Here is a 22,458-nt window from a genome sequence, read left to right as displayed (position 1 = left end):
ACATCGGCGAACGTGTTATCACACCACTGCGTGGGTTACCAGCCAGCCCATGTACGCCAGATACGCCAGCAACAGCAGTAAACCATCGCGCCGACCAATACGGTAGCCGCGATGTGCTAACGGCAGCAGTAAAATGGCTAACAACAGCATGACTGAGAAGTCGAGAATACTGAATCCGGCGGCACTGACCGGATGTACCAGCGCGGTAATACCTAAGATTCCCAAGAGGTTAAACAGATTGGATCCCACCACATTGCCAATGGCAATATCGCTCTGTCCCTTGATAGCCGCTACCATGGAAGTTACCAACTCCGGCATACTGGTACCGATGGCGATGATGGTCAGACCGATGACCACCTCGCTGATCCCAAAGGCTCGTGCTAACGCTACTGCGCCGTCAACAAACAACACCCCACCGCCCACTAAGCAGCCGATACCTACAACGATAAATGCCAGTGACAGCAACGGATTGCGCGGACCAGCTTCTATCTCTTCCGCATCATTTTCATCCGCTGAGTAATAGCTGAAGACCAGATACCCTAACAGCAGTAATGACAGCAACAGCCCGTCCAGTAGGCCAAGGGTACCGTCCAGCAGTAACAGCCATACCAGCACTGAGGCAGCAATCATCAATGGAATATCTCGGCGCACCATTTGCGATTGTACGCCAACCGGACGGATCAGCGCTGTTAATCCCAGGATTAAGCCAATATTGGCAATGTTAGAACCTACCACATTGCCTAAGGCTATGCCTGGGCTGCCAGCCAGTGCCGATTTGACACTGACGGCCAGTTCTGGCGCACTGGTGCCGAATGCGACGATGGTCAGACCGATGACAAGTGGTGTCACTCCCAGACGCAACGCAATTGCGCTGGCTCCCCGGACTAACACTTCCGCGCCAAAGGTGAGGATCAGAAAGCCACCCAGAATTGACATAAAAATCAACATGTTTTCACTGCTCGTAAATAGATTATGATCGTGATTGCAGGAGTGCCAGCATAAGGGGTTTCACAAGCAAAGCAAGATTTTTTGACAGAATATGTCAAAAAGGTCCCATTACCTCTGGAACCTTTTTTGTGGATGCAAATTAAATCTCATCTTCCCAGACAATACGGGCACCTCGCAAACCGTCAGCTTTTGCCGTGTAACGCTGCTCTAATACGTGGCGTTTAATTTTTAATGTCGGCGTCAGCACATCATTCTCAATGGTCCAAGGATCATTCACCACAATGACCGCATCTACTGTCTCGTGGGATTCCAAATTGGGGTTAATGGTATCCAGCGTCGCTTTTAGCGATGCCCGCACTTCATCTCTCGGCTGTAATGTAGCGCCTTCTGAGAGTTGTACTAGCGCTACCGGATGAGGTAGTCCTGAGCCTATTACACATAAAAGTTCAACGTGCGGGTCCTGTGCCAATTTCCGTTCTATTGGTACCGGTGCTACGTACTTGCCTTTGGCGGTTTTAAAATTGTCTTTTACCCGCCCGGTGATACTGACACAGCCATCTTTATCAATCTCACAGAGATCGCCGGTACGAAAATAGCCCTCTTCATCAAAGGCGGTCGCGGTGGCTTCGGGGGCTTTGTAATACTCTTTCATCAGCCCTGGGCTCTTGACTAACAGTTCTCCATTAGCAGAACGTTTAATACTGCAGCCAACTATCGGTTTACCGACAGTACCGATTTTGTTGGCATCAAACGGATAATTGATAATGGAATAAGCACAATTTTCGGTCATTCCCCAGGCTTCACAGATGTCCAACCCAATGCTGTGGTACCACTGCACTAACGATGGTGGAATTGGTGCGGAGCCAGAGCCTTGTAGTCGTGACTTGCTAAGACCAAGACCTTGATGGATTTTGCGTTTTACTAACCAACTCAGTAGCGGAATTTTCAGCAGCAGATTGAGTTTTTTAAAGCTGCCGACCTTATCGATAATATTTTTCTGAAACAAGGTCCACAGCCGTGGAACGGAGAAGAACACTGTAGGTTGCATCCGTTGTACGTCAACGACAAAGGTCTCCAAGCTTTCCACAAAGGCAACCGGGCAGCCGGCGTAAAACGACGAACCCTCCATCGCCACGCGCTCGGTGATATGGGCCAGCGGTAAATAGGACAGCAGCCGATCCTGTTGATGAACTTTTAGATCGCGCACCACGGCATTACAGGTCCAGCTATAACTGCCAAAGGTTTGCACGGCCCCTTTGGGTTTTCCCGTGGAGCCGGACGTGTAGATAAGCGTCATTATCTGCTCTGCAGAGGGCTCTGGCGCTTCCAGTAACGGCTGCCCCATATTTAACAATTGCAACCATTGGTATTGTGCGGGCATAGTATCGTAAGGCAATGCCAGTCGCAGCAGTTCGCCGCCAACACCGGCTTCCTGCTCCGCCCAGTGATCCAATTTGCCAACAAAAATGGCCTTGCTGCCGCTATGCTCTAGGACATAACGAATCGTATCGGCATTAGCGGTCGGATAGATGGGAACACTAATGTAGCCGCCGTACATTAGTGCTAGATCCGTGATGAACCATTCGGCACAATTCTTCGACAGCAGTGCGATTTTGTCACCCGGTTGATAGCCAAGATGACGCAAAGCGCCCGCTAGACGTTGCATGGTTTGTTGTACCTGACGCCAACTGTAATCGCGGAACTGCCCTTTTACCGGCTGTCGCAAATACACCGCATCTCCCTGGACATCAGCCCATTGAGTTAGCATTTCTATCGGGCTTTTATACGATGCAGACATGGCTTTCCTCATACAGGTTAACTCGCCGTTGTACTCCCCAGAGATACAACAGTAGCGAAAACGTTATGTTTTCTAAAAGATAAAACGCTTGTTTGATTATGAGGGGCAAATTACCTTGGTGCAAATCCGATGAGCATGTACGGCTTGTTGCCATTAGAGTTTGATGGTGGTTATCTGGTGACCGATGCCATATTTTTGCGCTAACAGGTGTTGCTCAATCTGCGAGAAGTGTTTCCCCAATACAAATTTATGATGCAAGACAGTGTATTAGGCATCGTGAAACAGAACTGGATAATGGGTTGGAATATACGTCGACCCCCGCAGAGCAATATTGTGCTGATGTCTGGTTTAAAAAAGTGGGTCTTGTGCTTGCAACAGTCTTCACTAATGGTCGCTAGATAATCATTGTGTTAGAAAAAAGGCGCTATTTAAGCGCCTTTTTCGTGTTATCCGCTTTAGAGTTCTAGCACACCGTCCATTTCCACCAAGGCACCTTTAGGGAGTTGTTTGACACCAATGGCGGCACGGGCAGGGTAGGGTTGCTGGAAATAGCGTCCCATCACTTCGTTAACTTTGCCAAAGTGAGCCAAATCGACCATGTAGATATTGAGTTTAACCATATCGGCCAGTGTGCCCCCAGCAGCTTGGCATACCGCCTGCAGATTCTCAAATACTTGGATGACCTGAGATTCAAAGTCATCACCAGCAAGTTCCATGCTGGTGGGATTCAGTGGGATCTGCCCTGACAAATACACTGTGGTGCCTACTTTGACGGCCTGGGAATAGGTGCCAATGGCGGCAGGGGCTTTATCCGTCGCAACAATCACTTTATCAGCCATAATATTTGCGGACTCCTTGGTTTAGCGGTTACGGGAAATGCGCAGCACTTCCGGTAGGACACGAATACGGCGCATCACATTTGCCAGATGCACGCGATCACGAACGGAAATACGCAGATGGATCAGATATACCCGACCATCGCGTTCTTCAGTACTGATATTACTGATATTGGAGCCTTCTACAGCGATAATATTGGTGATTTTCGCTAGCGCTCCCTGATGATTAACAATCTCGATGCGGACGTTGGCCTGGAACTCTGCACCATCCACTGCATCCCACTGCACTGGAATATATTTATCGGGTTCGCTCTGATAGCCTCGGATATTGGCGCAGTTTTCCATATGCACCACCAAGCCTTTTCCGGGACTCACATGAGCGATAACTGCGTCACCGGGAATCGGACGGCAACAATTAGCAAAAGAGACCAGCATGCCCTCGGCACCACGTATAGGCATCAAGTTGCTGTCATCGTCGCCTTTTTGCGCGTCTACAGAGTCTCCTTTGAGCCGCTGAGCAACCACTAGACTCATGGCATTACCGAGGCCAATCTCGGTCAACAGTTCATCAAAATCCTTGTGTTTGGTATCGGTAACCACTTTGGCGATCTGTTCCTGACTGAACAGCTCCAGCTTGCTGTCACCTAAGGCATGGTTAAGTAAGCGTCTGCCCAGCGCAATCGCCTCATCCTTTTTAAGATTTTTCAGTACTTGGCGGATTTTAGAGCGCGCTTTACCAGTCACCACGAAATTCAGCCACGCCGCGTTAGGCTTGGCCCCTTTGGCGGTAATGATTTCAACCGTCTGCCCGGATAACAGCGGTTGACTCAACGGGTAGGACATACGATTCACTTTGGCACCCACGCAAGTGTTACCCACATCGGTATGGACTTCATAAGCAAAGTCTACCGGGGTTGCACCTACCGGCAGCTCTAGAATGCGACCTTCTGGGGTAAATACATAGATTTCGTCCGGGAACAGCTCAGTTTTAACGTTTTCGACAAACTCAAAGGAAGACGAAGCGCTTTGTTGCAATTCCAGCAGGCTTTGCATCCACTTGCGGGCGCGCAACTGTGTGGTGGTGCCGCTAGTGCCAGGAGCGGCGGCGCTTTGACCACTTTTGTACATCCAGTGTGCGGCAACCCCTTTGTCGGCCATCTGATCCATATCTTCGGTACGGATCTGGATTTCCACTGGCACGCCATGGGGGCCAATCAACGAAGTGTGCAGTGACTGATAACCGTTAGCTTTAGGGATCGCAATATAATCTTTAAATCGCAGCGGCCGCGGCTTATAAAGACCGTGCATCACGCCAAGTACGCGGTAACAGGTATCAACACTGTCAACGATCACTCGAAACGCGTAGATATCCATCACTTCCTGGAATTGCAACTCTTTGCTGCGCATCTTGTTATAGATGGAATAGAGGTTTTTTTCCCGTCCCTTAACTTTGGCATGGATGCCGGTATCTTCCAGACGGGTATGCACTGCTGCCTCAATGCCTTGGATCAGCTCTTTACGGTTGCCTCGGGCGGCCCGCACCACTTCTTTTAATACCCGATAGCGCATGGGGTAATAGGCCTGAAACCCCAGATCTTCCAGCTCGGTTTTAATATTGTGGATACCGAGTCGGTTGGCAATCGGCGCATAAATTTCTAGCGTTTCACGAGCGATACGGCGACGTTTATCTGGCCGCAAAGCGCCAAGGGTACGCATATTATGGGTACGGTCAGCCAATTTGATAAGAATGACCCGGATGTCCTGAGTCATCGCCATCATCATCTTGCGGAAGTTTTCGGCTTGGGCTTCTTTCTTGTCGCGGAATTTGATCTTATCGAGCTTGGAGACACCTTCCACTAGCTCTGCCACCGACTCGCCAAACATATTGGTCAAATCCTGGTGAGTGACATAGGTGTCTTCGATGGTGTCGTGCAGTAATGCCGCCATCAGCGTCTCATGATCGAGACGCATATCGGCCAAAATATGGGCTACAGCGACCGGATGGGTAATATAGGGTTCGCCACTAGTGCGCATCTGCCCTTCATGAGCGTCACGCGCAACCTGATAAGCCTGTTTGAGTAATTCTACCTGCTCCGGCTCCAGATAAGCGGCCGCGGCTTCCCTGAGACCTTCAAACAGATACAAGTGGCGATACTCCTACTAGCAGCCTGCCTTACAGCGACTGATGGCCTTCAGCAATGGCAGCCACGGCAGCAATTTCAGCTGCTTCACGTTCACGCACGCTCTGACGCTCATCAGCTTCCAGCGTTTGCGCGTTTACCAGACCTTGTTCAATTTCGCGCAGAGCGATCACGGTTGGCTTGTCATTTTCTTCTTCCACCAGGGGATCTTTACCCTGAACGGCGATCTGACGGGCGCGACGAGCCGCAACCATAATCATGTCAAAACGGTTGCCGATCTGCTTTACGGCGTCTTCTACAGTTACGCGAGCCATGTGTTGGAACTCCAGTGTGTTCGGTGAAAAAATGACGCAAAAGTGTACACGATGACAGCTAGTCTGCCAACAGACCTTTAAGCATATCACTGTGGGTATTGATTTGACTAGCTTGAGTCAACCTTTGGCTGCGGATAATTGCCCGCAAATCGGCCAGCGCCTGCTCAAACTGATCATTCACAATAATAAAATCGTATTCTTTATAGTGCGACATCTCGGAAACCGCTTTCGCCATGCGTGCAGCAATGACCTCGGCTGAATCCTGTCCACGGCCGGTTAGACGCCGCTCCAGCTCCGCGCGCGATGGCGGTAGAATAAAAATGCCGATCGCTTCCGGCATCTGTTGTTTAATCTGCAGTGCACCTTGCCAGTCGATGTCGAGGAACACATCAACGCCATCAGCCAGTGCTTGCTCAATCACCTTGCGGGATGTGCCATAGTAATTACCGAAAACTTCGGCCCACTCAAGAAAGGCACCTTCGGCGATCAATGTTTTGAAGTCATCGACAGAGACAAAATAATAATGCTGTCCGTGGCTTTCTCCCGGGCGAGGTTTGCGGGTGGTATGTGATACAGACACCTGCATATCTGTGGGTTTGTCGGTTAGCAGTGCAGCAATCAAGGATGATTTTCCTGCGCCACTGGGTGCCGACACAATAAATAGGTTTCCACGGGCACTCATAAATTTATATCCGGATAACGTCGGTTATTGGCTGATTGACGGAAAAACAGGGGCGACATTATAAGACCGTGGTGAAAGCCTTACCAGTGCCGCTGACATTTGAGTGTAAATTCGTTAGTCTGTCATCACATTATTTTACTGCAGCGACAAGCTTAGCAAAGAGGATATCGTGCTGTTTAAATCGCTTATCTGTTTTCGGGGCTTTGACCGTGGCTGGCGTCACCTCGCGATCAGTGTTGCCGCTTATCTGTTGTTGATGCTGCTGTGGTTGCTGTTTGGCAATGGGTATTTCATTTGGACGCCCGGTTTATTGTTGTTGGTGGCCGTGCAAGCGTCGGCCGTCCGCCGGATACGTGATGCCGGCAGACCGTTACCCATGGCCATCACGCCGATTTTTCCTTGGCTGTTAGTGTTAACGGCATTATCCAGCACCGCTGGAAGCAGTGGCATCTATCTTAAGATAGGTTTGGTTCTGGCGACCTTATTACATCTTGGGTTGGCATTGCTGCCAGCGGTTCCCAGTAAAGGCGCGGTCAATCGCCGTAGTTATATTCAGGGATATTCTGGGCCTGTGGACTTATCGCCAAAGTCCAATGGTCGTAGAGTTGAGCCTACCTTAGGTGGGGTAAGAACTAGCGTTTCAGCGGTTATGATGGCCAATACCGATGAGCAAACACTCACCACCTCAGTATTTGCCGAGACTGTAGAGAAGCCATTTGTTAATGACGATAACGCAGATGACAACGATCCACGGACTGATAGTGTTTGGCAGGATGAAGCACAACCAGGGTCTCTCTCGGCCATGCTGGCCAACTGGCGTGATGTCGGCGCTGAGGTACTGCAGCAAGCATGGCATTATCGTAAGCCACTGGGCGGTTTTACCGCAGTGTTGCTGCTACTGGCGGTGGTTATCGTGTGGTGGTTAAGCCCGGCCACAGCAGATAATGATACAACCGCTGCTACAGTGACTAGCCACCAGAACGATGTCGATGTGGTCGCAACGCGCGCCACAATAAAACTGCCCGACCATTTCGGCCTGTCGTTGCAGGGGGATGTGTTGTCCCTGAGTTGGCTTGGCGACACCTTAACTCCCGGTGTTATCTGGGATTTGGCAACCGCTAAAGGTGATAAACGCTGTGCTGAACTGGTATTTAACGATGACAGCCGTTTCCGGCCGTTGCAGGTGGCTATTGTTGACAGCAATGGACAAGTAGAAGCTAGATTCAGCCCGCTGGATACCAAAGTGTTGATTAACAATATGGCATTGCGAGGCAGCATCAAGCTCTGTGGCTATGATTTCAGCCTTAAAGGTAGCCAAGCGGCATTACAGGCCGACGCTGCTTTCAGCCATTATCTGGACTGAGGATTTTCTGTTGTCTCATGCAACTGCCGCAGTGACTACCGCATTTATTCAACATGCAGTCTTGCCACATTATGTTACTGAAGAACAACAGTGTCAGACACAGATCCAACCTTTGGGAAATGGCCATATCAACGGTACCTGGCGGGTCATTACTCCGCAAATAACCTTTGTATTGCAACGCATTAATACCACAGTTTTTCCTCAACCTTGGGCCTTGATTAATAATGCGGTGGTTATTGCGAAGCATTTATCTATGGCAAAAACGGCTTATCCATTAGCAGTGACTCAGCCGTTGGCAACCTTGAGTGGTGACTTTGCTATTGATTTAGGGGCGCAGGGTTTTTGGCGGGCGATGAGTTATATCGCCAACAGTTGCAGTGTTGAGCAATTGAGCTCTGTGCAACAGGCAACGCAGTTGGCGCAAGCATTTGGTCAGTTTGTCGCTGCGCTAGCCGATCTTAATCCTGATAGTTTGCAGGAAGTGATTCCGGCGTTTCGTTCACTCCCCGCGAGGTTGCATACGTTGCGACAGGTGGCGGAAACTGACCGTTTAAAGCGGCTTGACGGGTGTCGCCAATGGTGTGATTTTGCGTTCTCTCAGCAAGCACTATTGACTGAACTGGCTGAAATTGAACCGTTGTTGCCGCGACGCATCTGTCATAACGACACTAAGATCAACAATCTGCTGTTTGCACTGACGCAACCGTGCCCAATAGCGGTTGTGGATCTAGACACCTGCATGCCTGGACCCTTGATGTACGATTTTGGTGACATGGTGCGCAGTTGCTGTGCTGCTGTCGCGGAAGATGCAACAGAGTTACAACGGGTGCGCATGATGCCAGATTATTTTGCGGCGCTGGTGGCGGGCTGGCAACAAGCGCTCGGCACGACTATGACATCTCTTGAACGGCAGAGTCTATGGCTTGGAACCCGAGTCGTGACCTTGATGTTAGCGGTACGGTTTTTGACTGATTATCTGGACGGTGACCGTTATTTTCGCATCACGCATCCACAGCATAATCTGGAGCGGGCGGCGAACCAGTTTACCCTTTACCAGCAGTTATTAGCGCAACAATCGGTCCTCAGAGCCGTGTTGGATAAGTGATGCGCTGGTATTGGTGTTTGGCTTACTCCATAATCGGCTAGTAATGCGACTATGCTCTCAACACAAGGTTATTGTGGAGGATTATGGCCGAGGCTAAGCAGGCAGATGTTTCGTTGAAGCGTGACCCACGCAATGCTTGGTTACGCTTAACATTAAAACGTTCGCAACAGGAAGCGCTGGCATCATCGGCGATGACTGCGACCAGCGACAATTTCTTTAACGCTTTTGCTATTTCTCTTGGTGCCAGTTTATCGCAGATGGGCTGGGTGACTGGCTTACCTCAGTTATTTGGTGCCATTAGCCAGTTACTATCAGTTTGGCTCGCTAGCCATTTCCCTAGACGCCATTTCATTGTGGCTTGTGCTACCTTGCAAGCTATTGGCGTACTCGCAATGGGCTTACTGGCAGCTCTGGCGGGTGAGCACGCCGTCTGGCTGTTTATTCCATTAGCGATGCTATATCAGAGTTTTTTGAATTTGATCCAACCGCATTGGCGTGCCTGGATGGGGGCTATCGTTCCCGCTCGTCGAAGGGGAGCCTTCTTCGCGGCGCGCACTCGTTTAACGCAGGTAGCCTCGCTAGTGGTATTTCTGCTGGGGGGCACAGTCCTGAATCTGACCGACTCGTTTGCGATGGCTTGGTTAGGATTTTCGCTGCTGTTTACCGCCGTAGCTTTAGGACGTTTGGTGTCGGCATGGCTGTTGTGGTTAATGCACGATCCAGAGCCGACTACACCTCATGTTCCCGGCGTTTTTATGCAAACACTGCGACAGTTCCGGGATGCCTGGAAAGATAAAGTCTTTCGGCAGTACAGCTTATTTGTGGCGGGCATGCAGGCCATGGTTGCCATCTCAGCCCCCTTTTTTGCGGTATATATGCTGGAGGAATTGCATTTCAGCTACCTGCAATTTGTGCTGAGCAGTGTCGCGTCAATCCTGACTCAATTTATTACCTTGAACTTCTGGGGCCGTTTCAGTGATCTTTACGGTAACCGGTTAGTGATGATTATCACCTCCTGCATGATCCCTACACTGCCGCTGGTTTGGCTGTTTTCCGATAATTTCTATTACATCCTATTGATCCAGGCTTATTCCGGTATTTCTTGGAGCGGCTTTACCTTGAGTACCGCTAACTATCTTTATGATATCCGACCATTCCGCTCAGACTTTGCTTGTTACGCGGCACTGCAAGCGGCGCTGAGTGCTGGACTGGTATTTGTTGGGGCACTGTGTGGCGGTGTTATCGCCAGTGAGGCCGCCAATTTCTTAAGCTGGAGTGGTTGGTCGCTGGGGAGTCCAATTTTCGTGGTGTTTCTGGTCTCTACCGTGCTACGGGCAGTGGTAGCTTTGTGGTTTATTCCTCGCTCTGTGGAGCCAAAACTTAGGCCGCGGCCGCAATTGTTGCAACTGGTATTTCGTATTCGAGGTTTCAATGCCATTTCTGGCGTGGCATTGGACTGGTTGACGGTAGCGAAAAAACGACGTGACTAGCACGCTTTATTTTAAATTTTATTCATTTTCGTTGAATAAAAACGCAGTTGGCGCGCTATGGCTTGATTAAGTATTTCAGCTTGATACGCTAGGCAAAATTAACGTGGAGTTAACAACGTGACGTTTGCTGAAGCTACCGCAGCGTTTGCTTACTATGCCTGGGGGCCGCATATGCTAGTCCTGCTGGTAGAGGGCGGGCTGTTTTTTCTGCTGTATTCCGGTTTTGTGCCATTTCGTTATCTGAAACATGCCATCGATATCGTCCGTGGCAAATATGATGAGCCAAACGCCGACGGTTATATCAGCCATGCAGGCGCGTTATCCAGCGCAATGGCTGGTACTGTAGGCATGGGTAATATTGGTGGCGTAGCGTTAGCCATTGCTGCCGGTGGACCTGGCGCAATTTTCTGGATGTGGATGAGTGCGCTGGTGGGTATGGCCACTAAGTTTTTTACCTGTACGCTTGCCATCATGTATCGCGGCAAGGATGACACTGGGCAGGTGCAGGGCGGCCCTATGTACATTGTAATGCAGGGACTTGGTGCTAAGTGGAAGCCTCTGGCCGTGTTTTTTGCAGTTGTGGGGATGGTAGGAAACGCCCCATTGTTTAACAGTAATCAGTTGGTGCAGATCCTCAAAGAGCAGCTATTTATGGCCCCAGGTGCTGCGGCAGTTAGCGGAGAGCAGTTCTGGCTTGAACTTGGCATTGGTATTGGTGTCATGTTGCTGGTAGCTAGCGTAGTGTTGGGGGGTATTACCCGTATCGCCGCCGTGGCGATGCGACTGGTTCCGACCATGATCCTGATTTATGTTGCCTGTGCCTTATATGTCTTGATTAGTCACCTGGGGGAAGTCCCGCATTATCTGGCAATGATTATTGAAGATGCTTTTTCGATAAATTCAGTGGCTGGGGGCTTGTTAGGGACGATGTTGATTGGCGTAAAACGGGCAGCGTTTTCCAACGAGGCAGGCATCGGCACTGAAGTGATGGCGCACGGCAGTGCGCGGACAGCGGAGCCAGTGAAGGAAGGGTTGGTAGCGATGCTGGGGCCTGCAATTGATACCTTGCTGGTGTGTACTGCTACCGCGCTGATCATCCTGATTTCGGGTGTCTGGCGTTATGGTGGTATTGATGGCATTAGTCTTTCCAGTGCCGCGTTTGCGAGTACCATCCCAGGGATTGGTCCGTATTTATTAATGATGTGCGTCTTCTTTTTTGCAATTACGACGATTTTTACCCAAGCATTTTATGGCAGTCAATGTTTCCGTTTTCTGTTTGGCAGTCGTTACCTGCGTTATTACCTTTACTGTTATCTGGCAGCTATCTTATTTGCAGCGACAACCAGCTTAGGGAATGTGGTGAACATTATCGATGGTGCTTATGCGTTGATGGCGATACCCACGATGTTGTCTGCGTTACTTTTAGCTCCCAAAGTGAAAGTGGCGGCAAGGGATTACTTTTCCCGACTCGCTAGCAAGGGCATGGTGTAGCTCATTGCTTCGTATGACGTTATCTGTTTAAGATCTGCGGCTGTTTGGGGTAAGTCCGCCGGAGTAACTATGACTACTATCCACCACCCAGATTATGACTGGGTGCTGTTCGATGCTGATGATACGCTGTTTAACTTCGATGCAGAGCGAGGCTTACGGCTGATGTTCTCCCACTATGGGGTGGATTTTGGCCCGGCTGAATTTGCTGATTACTCAGCGGCAAATGTGCCTTTGTGGCAGGCTTATCAAGCGCAGCAGATTGATGCAGAAACACTGCAAAGCCGCCGTTTTGCCGCTTGGGGGCAGCGATTGGGCGTGGCACCGTTGCGATTAAACCAACAGTATCTGTTGGCGATGGCTGACATATGTGAAATGTTGCCTGGTGCGAATGAACTGCTGCGTTGCCTGCAAGGTCGTGCCAAGCTCGGCATTATCACTAACGGTTTTTCAGCATTACAACGTATCCGCTTGGATAAAGTCGGGTTAACTGAATTAATCGATGTGCTGGTGATTTCCGAAGAAGTTGGCGCACCTAAACCGGAGAAAGCGATCTTCGAGCATGCGTTGGCACAGATGAACCACCCTCAACGCACGCGAGTGCTGATGGTTGGCGACAATCCCCATACCGATGTACAGGGCGGCTTGAATGCGGGATTACACACCTGCTGGCTCAATTGCCATGGGGTGGCTCGACCGGAGGGAATAGACCCTCATTATGAAGTCAAGTCATTACCTGAGTTGCAGCAGTTACTTTGTCGTGCCGCTTAAACATAACAATAAAAAAGGCGCTAATAGCGCCTTTTTTATTGTTAACAACGTAGTCGTTTATTTGCTACCGCCGGACGCCATCTGTTCTGCGGTATATTCCATCTTCTGATGGTTTTTACCCATGGCTGCCGCTACTTCTGGTGGCATGTAGTTTTCGTCATGCTTTGCCAATACTTCGGTCGCCTGCAGTTTCCCAGGGGCGACCAGCACCCCTTGGGCAACAACACCCTGACCTTCGCGGAACAGATCCGGCAACAGATCGTCATAGGTGACGGTCACTTGGCCGCCGTTGGCGTCGTGTACAGCAAAGCTTACATCTAAACTTTTAGGATCCCTGACCACAGAGCCTTCTGTGACCATGCCTCCAATACGAATACGGTCACCGATTTCTGGCTTTACACCAGTATCGACTTTGCCGTTGATGATCTCAGACGGCGTATAGAACAGGTTAAGGTTAGAGTTCAGTGCGTACAGCAGCAAAGAGGCCACTGCTGCAACGCCGCCTACCAGCGCACTGGCGAGTACTAATCTCTTTTTGCGTCTTGAGTTCACTGTTTGTTACTCCGATGTTGCGCCAAACGTTCTTCACGCTGGACCTTTGCTGCTATCTCTTTCAGTACCCGACTTTTACGGGTGATACAGAAACCAATCAATATGCCCAATGAGCCATAAGCTATACCGTAGGACAGCCACACGTAGAAGGCATAACCTCCCATGTGGAAAAAATCTGCTACGGACTGGAATTGTGCTTGCATCATTTGACTCCTTCAGCTTGTGCCAGTTCCCTTACCCACGGGCGCATACCGTTACGTGCCAAGATTTCTGCACGGAAGCGTACCAAACTCAATGCGGCAATCATCACCCCAAAGCCTAGAATGTTGATCACCAGTGGTACCAGCATATCGGGTGGCATGGCAGTTTTACCGGTCATTTTGATAGAGCCCTGATGCAGAGAGTTCCACCAATCCACAGAATACTTAATTATAGGAATATTAATTACACCTACTATAGCCAAAATACCAGCAGCCCGAGCGGCTAATACTTTATCTTCAAACGAAGCATAGAGCGAGATCACACCCAGATACAGAAATAGCAGCACTAACTCGGATGTCAGGCGTGCATCCCATACCCACCAGGTGCCCCACATCGGTTTACCCCAAGTGGAACCAGTGACCAGCGCAATAAAAGTAATGACCGCGCCAACCGGGGCAATGGAAGCCGCCATCCAGTCAGCCAGTTTGATTTGCCAAACGAGACCTATAAACGCCGCAATAGCCATGCCGATATAAGCACTCATCGACATAGAGGCCGCTGGCACATGCACAAAGATAATGCGATAACTGTCGCCCTGTTGGTAATCCGTTGGTGAAAACACCATGCCCCAAATAGTGCCAGTAAGCAGCATTAAAGTGGCAAGAATAGATAACCAAGGAATGAATTTCCCGGCCAACTGGTATGCCCTCTGGGGCTCAGCGTAAGGATGTAACCATTTCCACATATCAGTTTGTACTCACACGTAATGAGGCGCCAATGGCAAAGGGCGCCAAAACCAAGGATCCGACCAGCAGAGCGGCAATAATCGCCAACTGACCATCATAGGGTTGTTTAGTTGCGGCAAACTCTATCGCGCCAGTGGCAAAAATCAACACTGGAATATATAGCGGTAGGATTAACAAACTCAGTAGCACCCCGCCTTTACGCAGTCCTACTGTCAGTGCCACACCAATGGCACCCAAGAGACTTAACACTGGGGTTCCCAATAATAGGGTTTCAATCAGTGCGGGATAAGCATTGCTGTCCATGTGCAGTAATACTGCCAATAATGGGGCAACAATGATCAACGGCACACCGGTCAACAGCCAGTGTGCAAGCACTTTAGACAACACCAGCAGTTGCAATGGCTGAGGGCTTAACAGCATCTGTTCTAGGCTACCATCGACAAAATCGGCCTTGAACAGTCGTTCCAGCGACAACATTGAGGCTAGCAAAGCGGCAACCCAGATAATCCCCGGTGCTACCCGGCTGAGAATTTTGGCTTCGGAGCCTATCCCCAATGGAAATAAGGTCACGACGATAATAAAGAACAGCAACGGGTTGAAAATATCACCGCGATGACGCACGGCAATCTTCAGGTCGCGCTGGAGCAGGGTGAAAAATGCCTGAGTGTAACTGATGCCTCTGTTCATCTTATTCCCTATATGAACCGATAATCCAAGCGGATTTTGCGTAATCTGTCATCGGAGATGATGCCCATATCCTGATGCGTGGTGAGAATGACACAACCGCCATTATTGGCATGGGCAATGAACAATTCTTCAAGTTCCGCCACCCCTTTTTTGTCAATAGCCGTAAAGGGTTCATCTAAAATCCAGATTTTACAATCGGTATGCCACAAGCGCGCGAGCGCTGTACGACGATGTTGACCAGCAGACAAATGCCCTGCCAAGGCGTCTTCAAAACCGGTAAGGTTAACCCTTGCCAGAATCTCTCTTGGATCAAACTGAGCGTAGCCACTGATCCTTAAGTTGAAGTTAAGGTTCTCTTCCGCCGTCAGCTCACTTTTGACGCCAGCAAGATGCCCGAGATACAGCAGAGCTTCATTGAATTCATCGCGGCAACGGACGATGGGGTCTTCTTGAAACAGCACTTCTCCACCATAGGGGCGGGAGAGGCCGGCAAGGATCCGCAGCAGGCTGGTTTTGCCCGCACCGTTGGGGCCTTCAATCTGCACAATATCGCCACCGTTGATCTCGAAACTGAGATCATCAAACAGAACCCGCTCTTCACGGATACAAGTGAGGTGGCTTGCAGACAGTAATGGTGGGTTGGATTGTGCTGTCACTTAGCCCTCGATAAACATGCACTTCTGAACGCCAACGATCCTAACATAAAGCAACAATTGGGTTTACATCTGCTTTTGATTAAGTTTCAGCAATTTGATGCGCTTCCAATAAAAGGGATCTTTTGGGAACTTTTTCATGAGTGATTAATATATTAGTGATTTATAAAACTTTATCTGTTAAGCCATTGTAAGATGAGAGTCAGCTCACAAAAAGATGTGTTTCCAGATACTTTGATGTAGGCTGATGGGGCATTGAACAAAAAGTCTGCCACATTACATAAGGCAGCTGTGTACTTGATAAGTCTTTGCTTTAGGAACGAAGTTTATGAAAAAGATAGTTATCATTGCCGCACTTGCTGCGCTGAGTTTTGCGGCCAGCGTTTCAGCTCAAGACGGCGAAGCAGTCTATAACAAGTCCTGTATGTTTTGTCATGCTAGTGGCGTGGGTGGCGCGCCAAGAGCGCATCAGGAAACTGCCTGGAAGTCATTGATGGATAAAGGCATGGATAGTTTGCTCAAGAGTGTCAAAGACGGTAAGGGCAATATGCCTGCTGGTGGAATGTGTAGCAGTTGCTCGGATGAAGAGTTTAAACAGGCCATTGACTTTATGGCGAAGAAAAAATAACGCAATGTAATCAATAAAAAAACCGGCGAATGCCGNGGCAAGGAAGTCTATCGTTGTATTCACATATATTGTCAGCAGTTAGGCTGCATAGTGATGGAATTAAATGTTCAAGTGGATCATGTGCATTTAGTGGTCAAAGTTCCACCGAAACTATCGATATCCAACTTGATGGGTGCATTAAAGGGGAAGGTGGCGCTGAAGCTATTCAGCAAATTTCCATATTTGCGAAAGAACAAAATGTGGGGAAATCACTTCTGGCAACGGGGTTATTTCGTAGATTCTGTTGGTATTAATGAAGAAATAATTCGCAGGTATGTCCGCCATCAAGAAAGAGTCGAAAAACAAGAGCAAGCTGAGCTTGCTCTTGTATAGAAGGCCCCCCTTTAGGGGGTAATCACAAAGCCACCTTCTTCAGAAGGTGGTTTTTTACTTTCGGTGAGAATGGTTACTTCACTTCAGTATCCAATACCAGCGAGCCGTTACCACCAACATCTACACTGGCTATTTTGCCTTGCAGATCGCCCGTTTGTGGTTTCACATTGCCATGCTTGGACAGCACTGCGATGATCTCAACCGCTTTAGTGTCGCTCAGCTTAACATTACCGCCCATATTGGTGGAATCATCTAGTGTCACCGTAACCGGTAAGGCCTTAGCGCTGACTTTGGTTGCGGCCACGGGTACACTTGGGCCTTCGGTTGGCCTGGCAAAGACAAACACCATATCTGTGCTACTGACCTTAGCCGCTAGCTCAGGAGCCACAGAAACCTGAACAGTCACCTTTCCTGCACTGGCTGATTGGGTTGCTGCAGTATTTTCAGCAGGTTGTTCTTGCTTCAACTTATTATGGGTAGCGTCATTTGGCATGGTTGTAGTATCGCCCTGCATACGCATTTTCGCGGTGTTAACTGCATCAATTAGCGCTGCTCTGTCAACATCGTTGCGATCACTATCGAGGATGATCTGCCAGCTATCGATAGCTTTCTGATAGTCAGCCGTGTAAAAAGCGTTCATCCCAACCAACAATAAGGTGGAAGGATCTTTGGGATCCAATTTCAGCGACTGATCAATCAGCGACTGTACAATTGGGATCATCTGCTGACCCGCTTTGTAATACAGTGCGGTAGCTTTCGGACCGAGCAGTTCGGCGTGTACGCCAACCAGATCCATTACTTTATCAAAGGCCTGTACCGCTTTATCGTACTCACCGGCAGAGATATAAGCATGACCAAGACTAAACCATGCCTGGCTGTCATCTGGCTGACTTTGTACGGCCGCTTCTAGCATCTCTACGCGTTTAGCCATCAGTTGCTCAGGCGTCATCCCTGCGTGCGGGTCCGCCGGCGAGGCTTTCACGGTTCCAACTTCTTGGTAAGCACCCAAATGGTAATAGGCATAACCTGCAAGTCCTAAAACTGCGACTGACATCAGGCTTGGCCACAGTAGGCCTCTAGGTTTGGTTGATACTTCGAGTGTTTCATCCTTCGCTTGCTTCATATCTTGCAGCAGGCTGATTTCGAGCTCTTTTTTCAGAGAGTCAAATTCCTGTTCATCCAGTAAGCCTTCACTGTGTTCTCTTTCCAGTGTCGCCAGGCGTTCATTGAACAGTTCCAGATTGGTTTTTTTACGTACTTCAGTTTCACCCGCTTCCAAGAGTTTTTTCTGGCGGAAATGCGGGATCCAGATCAGCGCTAAACTGATCAACACAACGATTGCGATGAAAATCCAGAATGTGGTCATTATTGTATTTCACTTTGGTTGGAGATAAAGCGGAAAGTCGCCTACCGCAAGCCTTGAGCGCAAATTATACGTAAAGATGTTTCATTGAACAGTAATATAACCATAGTCTTAACGGTTAAAGGCGATAGTTGGGGTTTGGTTCACAGTTCCAATTCACCACTAAAAAAGTTATGAAACTTATATGAGTAACCTCTGTCACAGCAAAGAGTCGTGTCTGATATATGAAGAAAATCCGGGCGTTGCAACAGAATGAGAGCCGTCACCCAGATTTCGCGCAAAGAGGCAGACAGGAACAAAAGCAAATACTAAAATGAGCCAAAGCTCAAATAAGATATTCTAGTTAATAAAGTATTATTTTTTATATTATTCATTAGCTTAGGTTTTTTATCCCTAAGTTGTGTGTGAGGCCGTTATTCCTTTAGGGAATGATGCGGAACGTAGAACCGAGGAAAAACCATGATTCCAGAACTTGGACATCTTTCAATGATAATCGGGCTAGCATTTGCGGTTTTGCTTGCCACTGTGCCATTGATCGGTGTTGCCCGAAAAGACCAGTACTTGGTGCGCTATGCTTGGCCACTTAGTTACGGTATGACCTTATTTATTCTTCTTGCTGTTGTTTCTCTGGCATACAGCTTTGCAGTGGATGATTTCTCAGTTGCTTATGTGGCACATCATTCCAATTCAGAATTGCCGATCTTCTTTAAGATTGCGGCAGTCTGGGGCGGGCATGAAGGGTCGCTGTTGTTCTGGGTATTTGCGTTGTCCATCTGGACCTCGTCAGTGGCCTTTTTCAGTAAAGGGTTAGAAGAGGTATTTACCGCCCGCGTACTGGCCATTTTGGCCGTTATCGTGATTGGTTTCAGTCTATTCATGTTACTGACTTCCAGCCCGTTTGAGCGCTTGTCTCCAGCGCCGATGGAAGGCCGTGACCTTAACCCGATGTTGCAGGATGTAGGCCTGATTTTCCATCCTCCGATGTTATATCTCGGTTATGTTGGATTCTCCGTGAGTTTCGCCTTTGCTATTGCAGCATTGATGAGTGGACGTCTTGACTCTGCTTGGGCACGCTGGACTCGTCCATGGACGCTTGCCGCCTGGATTTTTCTGACCGGTGGTATTGCTCTGGGGTCTTGGTGGGCGTACTACGAACTGGGCTGGGGTGGCTGGTGGTTCTGGGATCCGGTAGAAAATGCCTCCTTTATGCCTTGGTTAGTCGGTACTGCACTGTTGCATTCACTGATCGTGACTGAAAAGCGCGGCGCGTTCCGTAACTGGACCGTGTTGTTGTCGATTTTTGCATTCTCACTGAGTCTGCTCGGTACCTTTATCGTACGTTCTGGCGTGTTGACTTCGGTGCATTCATTCGCTGCCGACCCAAGTCGCGGTATGTTCATTCTGTTGTTACTTGGTCTGACTATCGGTGGCTCATTGACCCTATTCGCCTTCCGTGCCAGTGAAATGAGCAGTCCGGCTCGGTTTGAATTACTGTCCAAAGAAACCATGCTGCTGGTCTGTAACGTGCTGCTGACCGTTGCTGCTGGAACAGTACTGCTGGGGACTCTCTATCCGCTGCTGATTGATGCACTGCATATGGGGAAAATTTCTGTTGGACCTCCATACTTCAACGCCGTATTTGTACCCTTGGCTCTAGCTTTGTTTGCCTTTATGGGCATCGGCCCGAATATTCGCTGGAAGAAAGCTAAGCCGGGTGAGTTGCAGCGTCAATTGCTGCTCCCTGCTGCGGTAGCGTTGCTGTTCGGCGTTGCCATGCCATTTGTGATTGATGGTAAGTTTAACGCTTGGGTAATGTTTGGTTTGGGTTTGGCACTGTGGGTATTGTTGTCTACGCTGCGGGCGGCATACAACATAGCTAAACCGACGAACGACGCTGAACTGAGTCTGGCCCGTATTGGTCGTAGCCAGTTGGGAATGCTGATTGCACACTTTGGTATTGCCGTGTCAGTGGTTGGTGCCACTATGGTGTCTAACTACTCCCAGGAAAAAAGCGTGCGTATGGGGCCAGGGATCAGTCAGGAATTAGCTGGGTATACTTTCCACTATTTGGAAACCAAAGACGTGGTAGGTCCTAACTACACCGCTAAACAAGGGCAAGTGCGCGTGACCAAAGATGGTAAAGAAGTGGCCTTCTTGAAACCGGATCGTCGTATCTACAACGTACGTACTATGGATATGACTGAAGCGGGCATTGATTGGGGCTTCTTCCGTGACCTGTATATTACTATGGGTGATCCAGTTAGCAGTTCTGAGTTTGCGGTGCGCCTCAACTATAAACCATTTGTACGCTGGTTATGGTTCGGTGGCGTATTCATGATGATTGGCGGGCTGTTTGCCGCTTCCGATAAACGCTATCGTGCAAAGCAGAAAGTGGCCGATGCAGTAGCAAGTGATAAAAAAGCCAGTCTGGCATCTGCCTGAGACGGATAGTTTGAATATGAAGAAGTTAATACTCTTTATTCCACTGGTGTTGTTTCTGGTGATGGGGATTTTCTTGTACCGTGGGCTGTACTTGAATCCACAACAGTTGGATTCGGCCCTGGAAGGTAAACCTGTACCAGAATTCCGCCTGTCGAAGCTGGAAGACGCTAAGACCATGATCTCCAACCATGACCTTAAGGGGCAGGTGTATATCATGAATGTTTGGGCAACTTGGTGCCCTAGCTGTAAGTATGAACACCCGTATTTGCTGCAGTTGGCACGGCAGAATATCGTGCCAATCTACGGTATTAACTACCGGGATCAGCGTGGTTTGGCGGTGCAGGAACTGACACGTCAGGGTGACCCTTATACACTCAATATCTTTGACCCGGATGGTAAGCTTGGGCTGGATCTTGGCGTTTATGGCGCACCGGAAAGTTTCATTGTTGACCACAATGGTATCATCCGCTTCCGTTATGCCGGGCCGGTAGATATGCGCGTCTGGAATGAAACCATTTACCCGCTGGTGAAACAGTTGCAGCAAGAAGCGGCAACTGCCCAGCAGGGAAATGCAACACAAGGAAAAGCGTCATGAAAGCATTGCTGAAAATATTGACGAGCGCAGTGCTGGCATTTGGCTTCGCTTATCAGGTGTCAGCAACCCCGGTTGACACCTATCAGTTCAAGAATGCAGCCAACCAAGAACATGCCATGCAATTGGCTCGCAGCTTGCGTTGTCCACAGTGTCAAAACCAGGATATTGTGGACTCCAACTCGCCAGTGGCCAAAGATCTGCGTATGGAAGTGTACAAGATGGTCGATGCGGGTAAGAGTGACAGCGAGATTATCGAATTCATGACCAGTCGTTATGGCGAGTTCGTGCTGTACAAACCGCGTCTGGAAACCAAAACCTACATTCTGTGGTTAGGTCCGGTTGCCTTACTGTTGTTTGGTGCTTTGGTGGCATTTATTTTTATCCGCAAACAGCGCAGCCATGCTGAAAAACCAGCCGAGTTGTCGGCGGAAGAGCAGCAGCAACTGGCTGAATTGTTGAAGCAACATAAATGAAGTTGCTGCAATCTGCGCTATTCCTAGGATTGTCACTGCTGGCATTTGCAGGCAGTGCCAATCCTGATGCTTTGCCTAAATCAATGGTGAAGGCGAATCCCGATTCTACTGTTGATAAGATCAATATTCTCGCTCATGGTTTCCCACTGAAGCCAGTTCCTTTCACTGACGCTCAAGGGAATAGCTATGATTTTGCACAATACCGCGGGAAAATAGTGCTTATCAATATGTGGGCCACTTGGTGTCCGCCTTGTGTACGGGAACTGCCTGCATTGCAGCGTTTCGGTAAGAAATTCGATCCAAGTAAATTTGCTTTTCTACCCATTTCGATCGATCAAGGTGGAAAACAGCAGGTAGTGCCTTTCTTGTCCTCGTTGGGAATGCCAGAATTTGACAGTTTCTATGATCCCGAGATGGCACTGGATGCTATTTTCCCGCTAGATACTATTCCCGCCACCTTTATTCTTGATGGCAATGGCACTTTAATTGCGTTTGTGCGTAGTTTTGTTGACTGGGATGATCCCAAGGCCGAAACACTCATCAATACCTTTATTGAGAAAGAACAGCAGCGCCAGACTGAAGCTCACGCCGAAGTAAAGTCTTCCTAAACACCACAAAGATCCGATAAAAAGATCGCTTTTGTCTAAAAGATCGGCAAGCGATCTTTTTTCTTTAAATTCCCTCTTGCACAAAAGATTAAGCTCCCTATAATGCGCACCCACTGACACGGCAACAGCGACATGCTGGCGGTGTTGCAGGCAAGGCAGCGAAGCTGAATTGTCTGGGCGAAAAAAGATTGGCGCAAGCCAC

The 22,458-nt window shown here is 49.1% G+C and carries 22 protein-coding genes and 1 pseudogene; 11 read left to right on the top strand and 12 right to left on the bottom strand.

Features of this window, described 5'->3' with window-relative positions:
- Positions 1-18 precede the first annotated feature (18 nt).
- The 6 genes from IE064_RS07105 to gmk all read right to left on the bottom strand — a co-directional run bounded on the left by IE064_RS07105 (position 19) and on the right by gmk (position 6,719).
- On the bottom strand, positions 19-948 hold the full coding sequence (locus IE064_RS07105) for a calcium/sodium antiporter (RefSeq protein ID WP_189617237.1): 930 nt from the start codon (positions 946-948) through the stop codon (positions 19-21).
- A 139-nt stretch (positions 949-1,087) separates the two neighbouring features.
- Positions 1,088-2,746: an AMP-binding protein gene (locus IE064_RS07100; RefSeq protein ID WP_189617236.1), complete on the bottom strand. Its 1,659-nt coding sequence runs from the start codon at positions 2,744-2,746 to the stop codon at positions 1,088-1,090.
- Between the two features lie 455 nt (positions 2,747-3,201).
- Entirely contained in the window at positions 3,202-3,585 is a 384-nt protein-coding gene (gene ridA, locus IE064_RS07095) for a deaminase RidA (protein ID WP_133040423.1), read from the bottom strand.
- Between the two features lie 21 nt (positions 3,586-3,606).
- On the bottom strand, positions 3,607-5,727 hold the full coding sequence (spoT, locus tag IE064_RS07090; RefSeq protein WP_189617235.1) for a bifunctional GTP diphosphokinase/guanosine-3',5'-bis pyrophosphate 3'-pyrophosphohydrolase: 2,121 nt from the start codon (positions 5,725-5,727) through the stop codon (positions 3,607-3,609).
- 28 nt (positions 5,728-5,755) lie between these two features.
- Positions 5,756-6,037 carry a DNA-directed RNA polymerase subunit omega gene (gene rpoZ, locus IE064_RS07085; RefSeq protein WP_133040421.1) on the bottom strand — a complete coding sequence of 94 codons (282 nt, stop codon included), beginning with the start codon at positions 6,035-6,037 and terminating at the stop codon, positions 5,756-5,758.
- Positions 6,038-6,095: 58 nt separating this feature from the next.
- Positions 6,096-6,719 (bottom strand): guanylate kinase, encoded by a 624-nt coding sequence (gmk, locus tag IE064_RS07080; protein WP_189617234.1) that lies wholly within the window; start codon positions 6,717-6,719, stop codon positions 6,096-6,098.
- A 169-nt stretch (positions 6,720-6,888) separates the two neighbouring features.
- Between gmk and IE064_RS07075 the strand changes: the two genes are divergently transcribed.
- From IE064_RS07075 to yjjG, 5 genes are all read left to right on the top strand, one after another.
- Positions 6,889-8,082 (top strand): hypothetical protein, encoded by a 1,194-nt coding sequence (locus IE064_RS07075; RefSeq protein ID WP_189617233.1) that lies wholly within the window; start codon positions 6,889-6,891, stop codon positions 8,080-8,082.
- A 10-nt stretch (positions 8,083-8,092) separates the two neighbouring features.
- Positions 8,093-9,187, top strand: a complete 1,095-nt coding sequence (locus IE064_RS07070; RefSeq protein WP_229799897.1) for a phosphotransferase enzyme family protein — start codon at positions 8,093-8,095, stop codon at positions 9,185-9,187.
- A gap of 83 nt (positions 9,188-9,270) precedes the next feature.
- Positions 9,271-10,677 carry an MFS transporter gene (locus tag IE064_RS07065; RefSeq protein ID WP_189617231.1) on the top strand — a complete coding sequence of 469 codons (1,407 nt, stop codon included), beginning with the start codon at positions 9,271-9,273 and terminating at the stop codon, positions 10,675-10,677.
- A 117-nt stretch (positions 10,678-10,794) separates the two neighbouring features.
- A complete protein-coding gene (locus tag IE064_RS07060; protein ID WP_229799895.1) occupies positions 10,795-12,168 on the top strand; it encodes an alanine/glycine:cation symporter family protein in 1,374 nt (457 codons plus the stop codon).
- Positions 12,169-12,237: 69 nt separating this feature from the next.
- The gene (gene yjjG / locus IE064_RS07055; protein WP_189617230.1) at positions 12,238-12,936 is read left to right on the top strand and encodes a pyrimidine 5'-nucleotidase; all 699 of its coding nucleotides are present in this window, start codon (positions 12,238-12,240) and stop codon (positions 12,934-12,936) included.
- A gap of 57 nt (positions 12,937-12,993) precedes the next feature.
- Here the strand turns inward: yjjG and ccmE are convergent, their stop codons facing one another.
- From ccmE to ccmA, 5 genes are read right to left on the bottom strand one after another with little or no spacing between them, the layout of a single operon-like run.
- A complete protein-coding gene (gene ccmE / locus IE064_RS07050; protein ID WP_133040415.1) occupies positions 12,994-13,488 on the bottom strand; it encodes a cytochrome c maturation protein CcmE in 495 nt (164 codons plus the stop codon).
- A complete protein-coding gene (ccmD, locus tag IE064_RS07045; protein ID WP_229799893.1) occupies positions 13,485-13,694 on the bottom strand; it encodes a heme exporter protein CcmD in 210 nt (69 codons plus the stop codon). Before ccmD ends, ccmE begins: the two co-directional genes overlap by 4 nt.
- Entirely contained in the window at positions 13,691-14,434 is a 744-nt protein-coding gene (locus IE064_RS07040; protein WP_133040414.1) for a heme ABC transporter permease, read from the bottom strand. The genes ccmD and IE064_RS07040 overlap by 4 nt, the downstream gene beginning before the upstream one ends.
- Position 14,435: 1 nt before the next feature.
- Complete coding sequence (ccmB, locus tag IE064_RS07035) at positions 14,436-15,122, bottom strand: heme exporter protein CcmB (protein ID WP_133040413.1); 687 nt, start codon at positions 15,120-15,122, stop codon at positions 14,436-14,438.
- A gap of 8 nt (positions 15,123-15,130) precedes the next feature.
- A complete protein-coding gene (gene ccmA, locus IE064_RS07030) occupies positions 15,131-15,778 on the bottom strand; it encodes a cytochrome c biogenesis heme-transporting ATPase CcmA (RefSeq protein ID WP_189617229.1) in 648 nt (215 codons plus the stop codon).
- 325 nt (positions 15,779-16,103) lie between these two features.
- On the opposite strand from ccmA, the gene IE064_RS07025 reads away from it, so the two are divergent.
- Together IE064_RS07025 and tnpA are read left to right on the top strand one after the other, a co-directional pair.
- Entirely contained in the window at positions 16,104-16,403 is a 300-nt protein-coding gene (locus IE064_RS07025; protein ID WP_189617228.1) for a c-type cytochrome, read from the top strand.
- 36 nt (positions 16,404-16,439) lie between these two features.
- Positions 16,440-16,775 (top strand): annotated as a pseudogene (gene tnpA / locus IE064_RS07020) (IS200/IS605 family transposase); the annotation flags it as partial.
- Positions 16,776-16,848: 73 nt separating this feature from the next.
- On the opposite strand, the gene ccmI reads toward tnpA, so the two are convergent.
- Positions 16,849-18,141: a c-type cytochrome biogenesis protein CcmI gene (gene ccmI / locus IE064_RS07015; protein WP_189617227.1), complete on the bottom strand. Its 1,293-nt coding sequence runs from the start codon at positions 18,139-18,141 to the stop codon at positions 16,849-16,851.
- A 456-nt stretch (positions 18,142-18,597) separates the two neighbouring features.
- On the opposite strand from ccmI, the gene IE064_RS07010 reads away from it, so the two are divergent.
- Genes IE064_RS07010 through IE064_RS06995 form a run of 4 tightly spaced genes read left to right on the top strand, consistent with a single transcriptional unit; the run spans position 18,598 to position 22,256 of the window.
- The gene (locus IE064_RS07010; RefSeq protein ID WP_133040409.1) at positions 18,598-20,580 is read left to right on the top strand and encodes a heme lyase CcmF/NrfE family subunit; all 1,983 of its coding nucleotides are present in this window, start codon (positions 18,598-18,600) and stop codon (positions 20,578-20,580) included.
- Between the two features lie 16 nt (positions 20,581-20,596).
- The gene (locus IE064_RS07005) at positions 20,597-21,175 is read left to right on the top strand and encodes a DsbE family thiol:disulfide interchange protein (protein ID WP_133040408.1); all 579 of its coding nucleotides are present in this window, start codon (positions 20,597-20,599) and stop codon (positions 21,173-21,175) included.
- On the top strand, positions 21,172-21,648 hold the full coding sequence (gene nrfF, locus IE064_RS07000; protein ID WP_189617226.1) for a heme lyase NrfEFG subunit NrfF: 477 nt from the start codon (positions 21,172-21,174) through the stop codon (positions 21,646-21,648). The genes IE064_RS07005 and nrfF overlap by 4 nt, the downstream gene beginning before the upstream one ends.
- Positions 21,645-22,256, top strand: coding sequence for a TlpA disulfide reductase family protein (locus IE064_RS06995; RefSeq protein ID WP_189617225.1), 612 nt, complete (start codon positions 21,645-21,647; stop codon positions 22,254-22,256). Before nrfF ends, IE064_RS06995 begins: the two co-directional genes overlap by 4 nt.
- Positions 22,257-22,458 lie beyond the last annotated feature (202 nt).

Source organism: Shewanella fodinae, assembly GCF_014651955.1.
Taxonomy (GTDB): Bacteria; Pseudomonadota; Gammaproteobacteria; order Enterobacterales; family Shewanellaceae; genus Shewanella; species Shewanella fodinae.
The sequence above is the reverse complement of the archived record's forward strand: the minus strand, read 5'-3'. Positions and strand labels throughout refer to the sequence as shown.

Bases quoted from the DNA above. Each gene is read 5' to 3' on its own strand.
- rpoZ (WP_133040421.1), bottom strand. From the start codon at position 6,037: ATGGCTCGCGTAACTGTAGAAGACGCCGTAAAGCAGATCGGCAACCGT.
- ccmD (WP_229799893.1), bottom strand. From the start codon at position 13,694: ATGATGCAAGCACAATTCCAGTCCGTAGCAGATTTTTTCCACATGGGA.
- gmk (WP_189617234.1), bottom strand. From the start codon at position 6,719: ATGAGTGCCCGTGGAAACCTATTTATTGTGTCGGCACCCAGTGGCGCA.
- IE064_RS07105 (WP_189617237.1), bottom strand. From the start codon at position 948: ATGTTGATTTTTATGTCAATTCTGGGTGGCTTTCTGATCCTCACCTTT.
- ccmB (WP_133040413.1), bottom strand. From the start codon at position 15,122: ATGAACAGAGGCATCAGTTACACTCAGGCATTTTTCACCCTGCTCCAG.
- IE064_RS06995 (WP_189617225.1), top strand. From the start codon at position 21,645: ATGAAGTTGCTGCAATCTGCGCTATTCCTAGGATTGTCACTGCTGGCA.
- IE064_RS07010 (WP_133040409.1), top strand. From the start codon at position 18,598: ATGATTCCAGAACTTGGACATCTTTCAATGATAATCGGGCTAGCATTT.
- ridA (WP_133040423.1), bottom strand. From the start codon at position 3,585: ATGGCTGATAAAGTGATTGTTGCGACGGATAAAGCCCCTGCCGCCATT.
- IE064_RS07005 (WP_133040408.1), top strand. From the start codon at position 20,597: ATGAAGAAGTTAATACTCTTTATTCCACTGGTGTTGTTTCTGGTGATG.
- yjjG (WP_189617230.1), top strand. From the start codon at position 12,238: ATGACTACTATCCACCACCCAGATTATGACTGGGTGCTGTTCGATGCT.
- IE064_RS07065 (WP_189617231.1), top strand. From the start codon at position 9,271: ATGGCCGAGGCTAAGCAGGCAGATGTTTCGTTGAAGCGTGACCCACGC.
- IE064_RS07025 (WP_189617228.1), top strand. From the start codon at position 16,104: ATGAAAAAGATAGTTATCATTGCCGCACTTGCTGCGCTGAGTTTTGCG.
- IE064_RS07100 (WP_189617236.1), bottom strand. From the start codon at position 2,746: ATGTCTGCATCGTATAAAAGCCCGATAGAAATGCTAACTCAATGGGCT.
- nrfF (WP_189617226.1), top strand. From the start codon at position 21,172: ATGAAAGCATTGCTGAAAATATTGACGAGCGCAGTGCTGGCATTTGGC.
- ccmI (WP_189617227.1), bottom strand. From the start codon at position 18,141: ATGACCACATTCTGGATTTTCATCGCAATCGTTGTGTTGATCAGTTTA.
- IE064_RS07040 (WP_133040414.1), bottom strand. From the start codon at position 14,434: ATGTGGAAATGGTTACATCCTTACGCTGAGCCCCAGAGGGCATACCAG.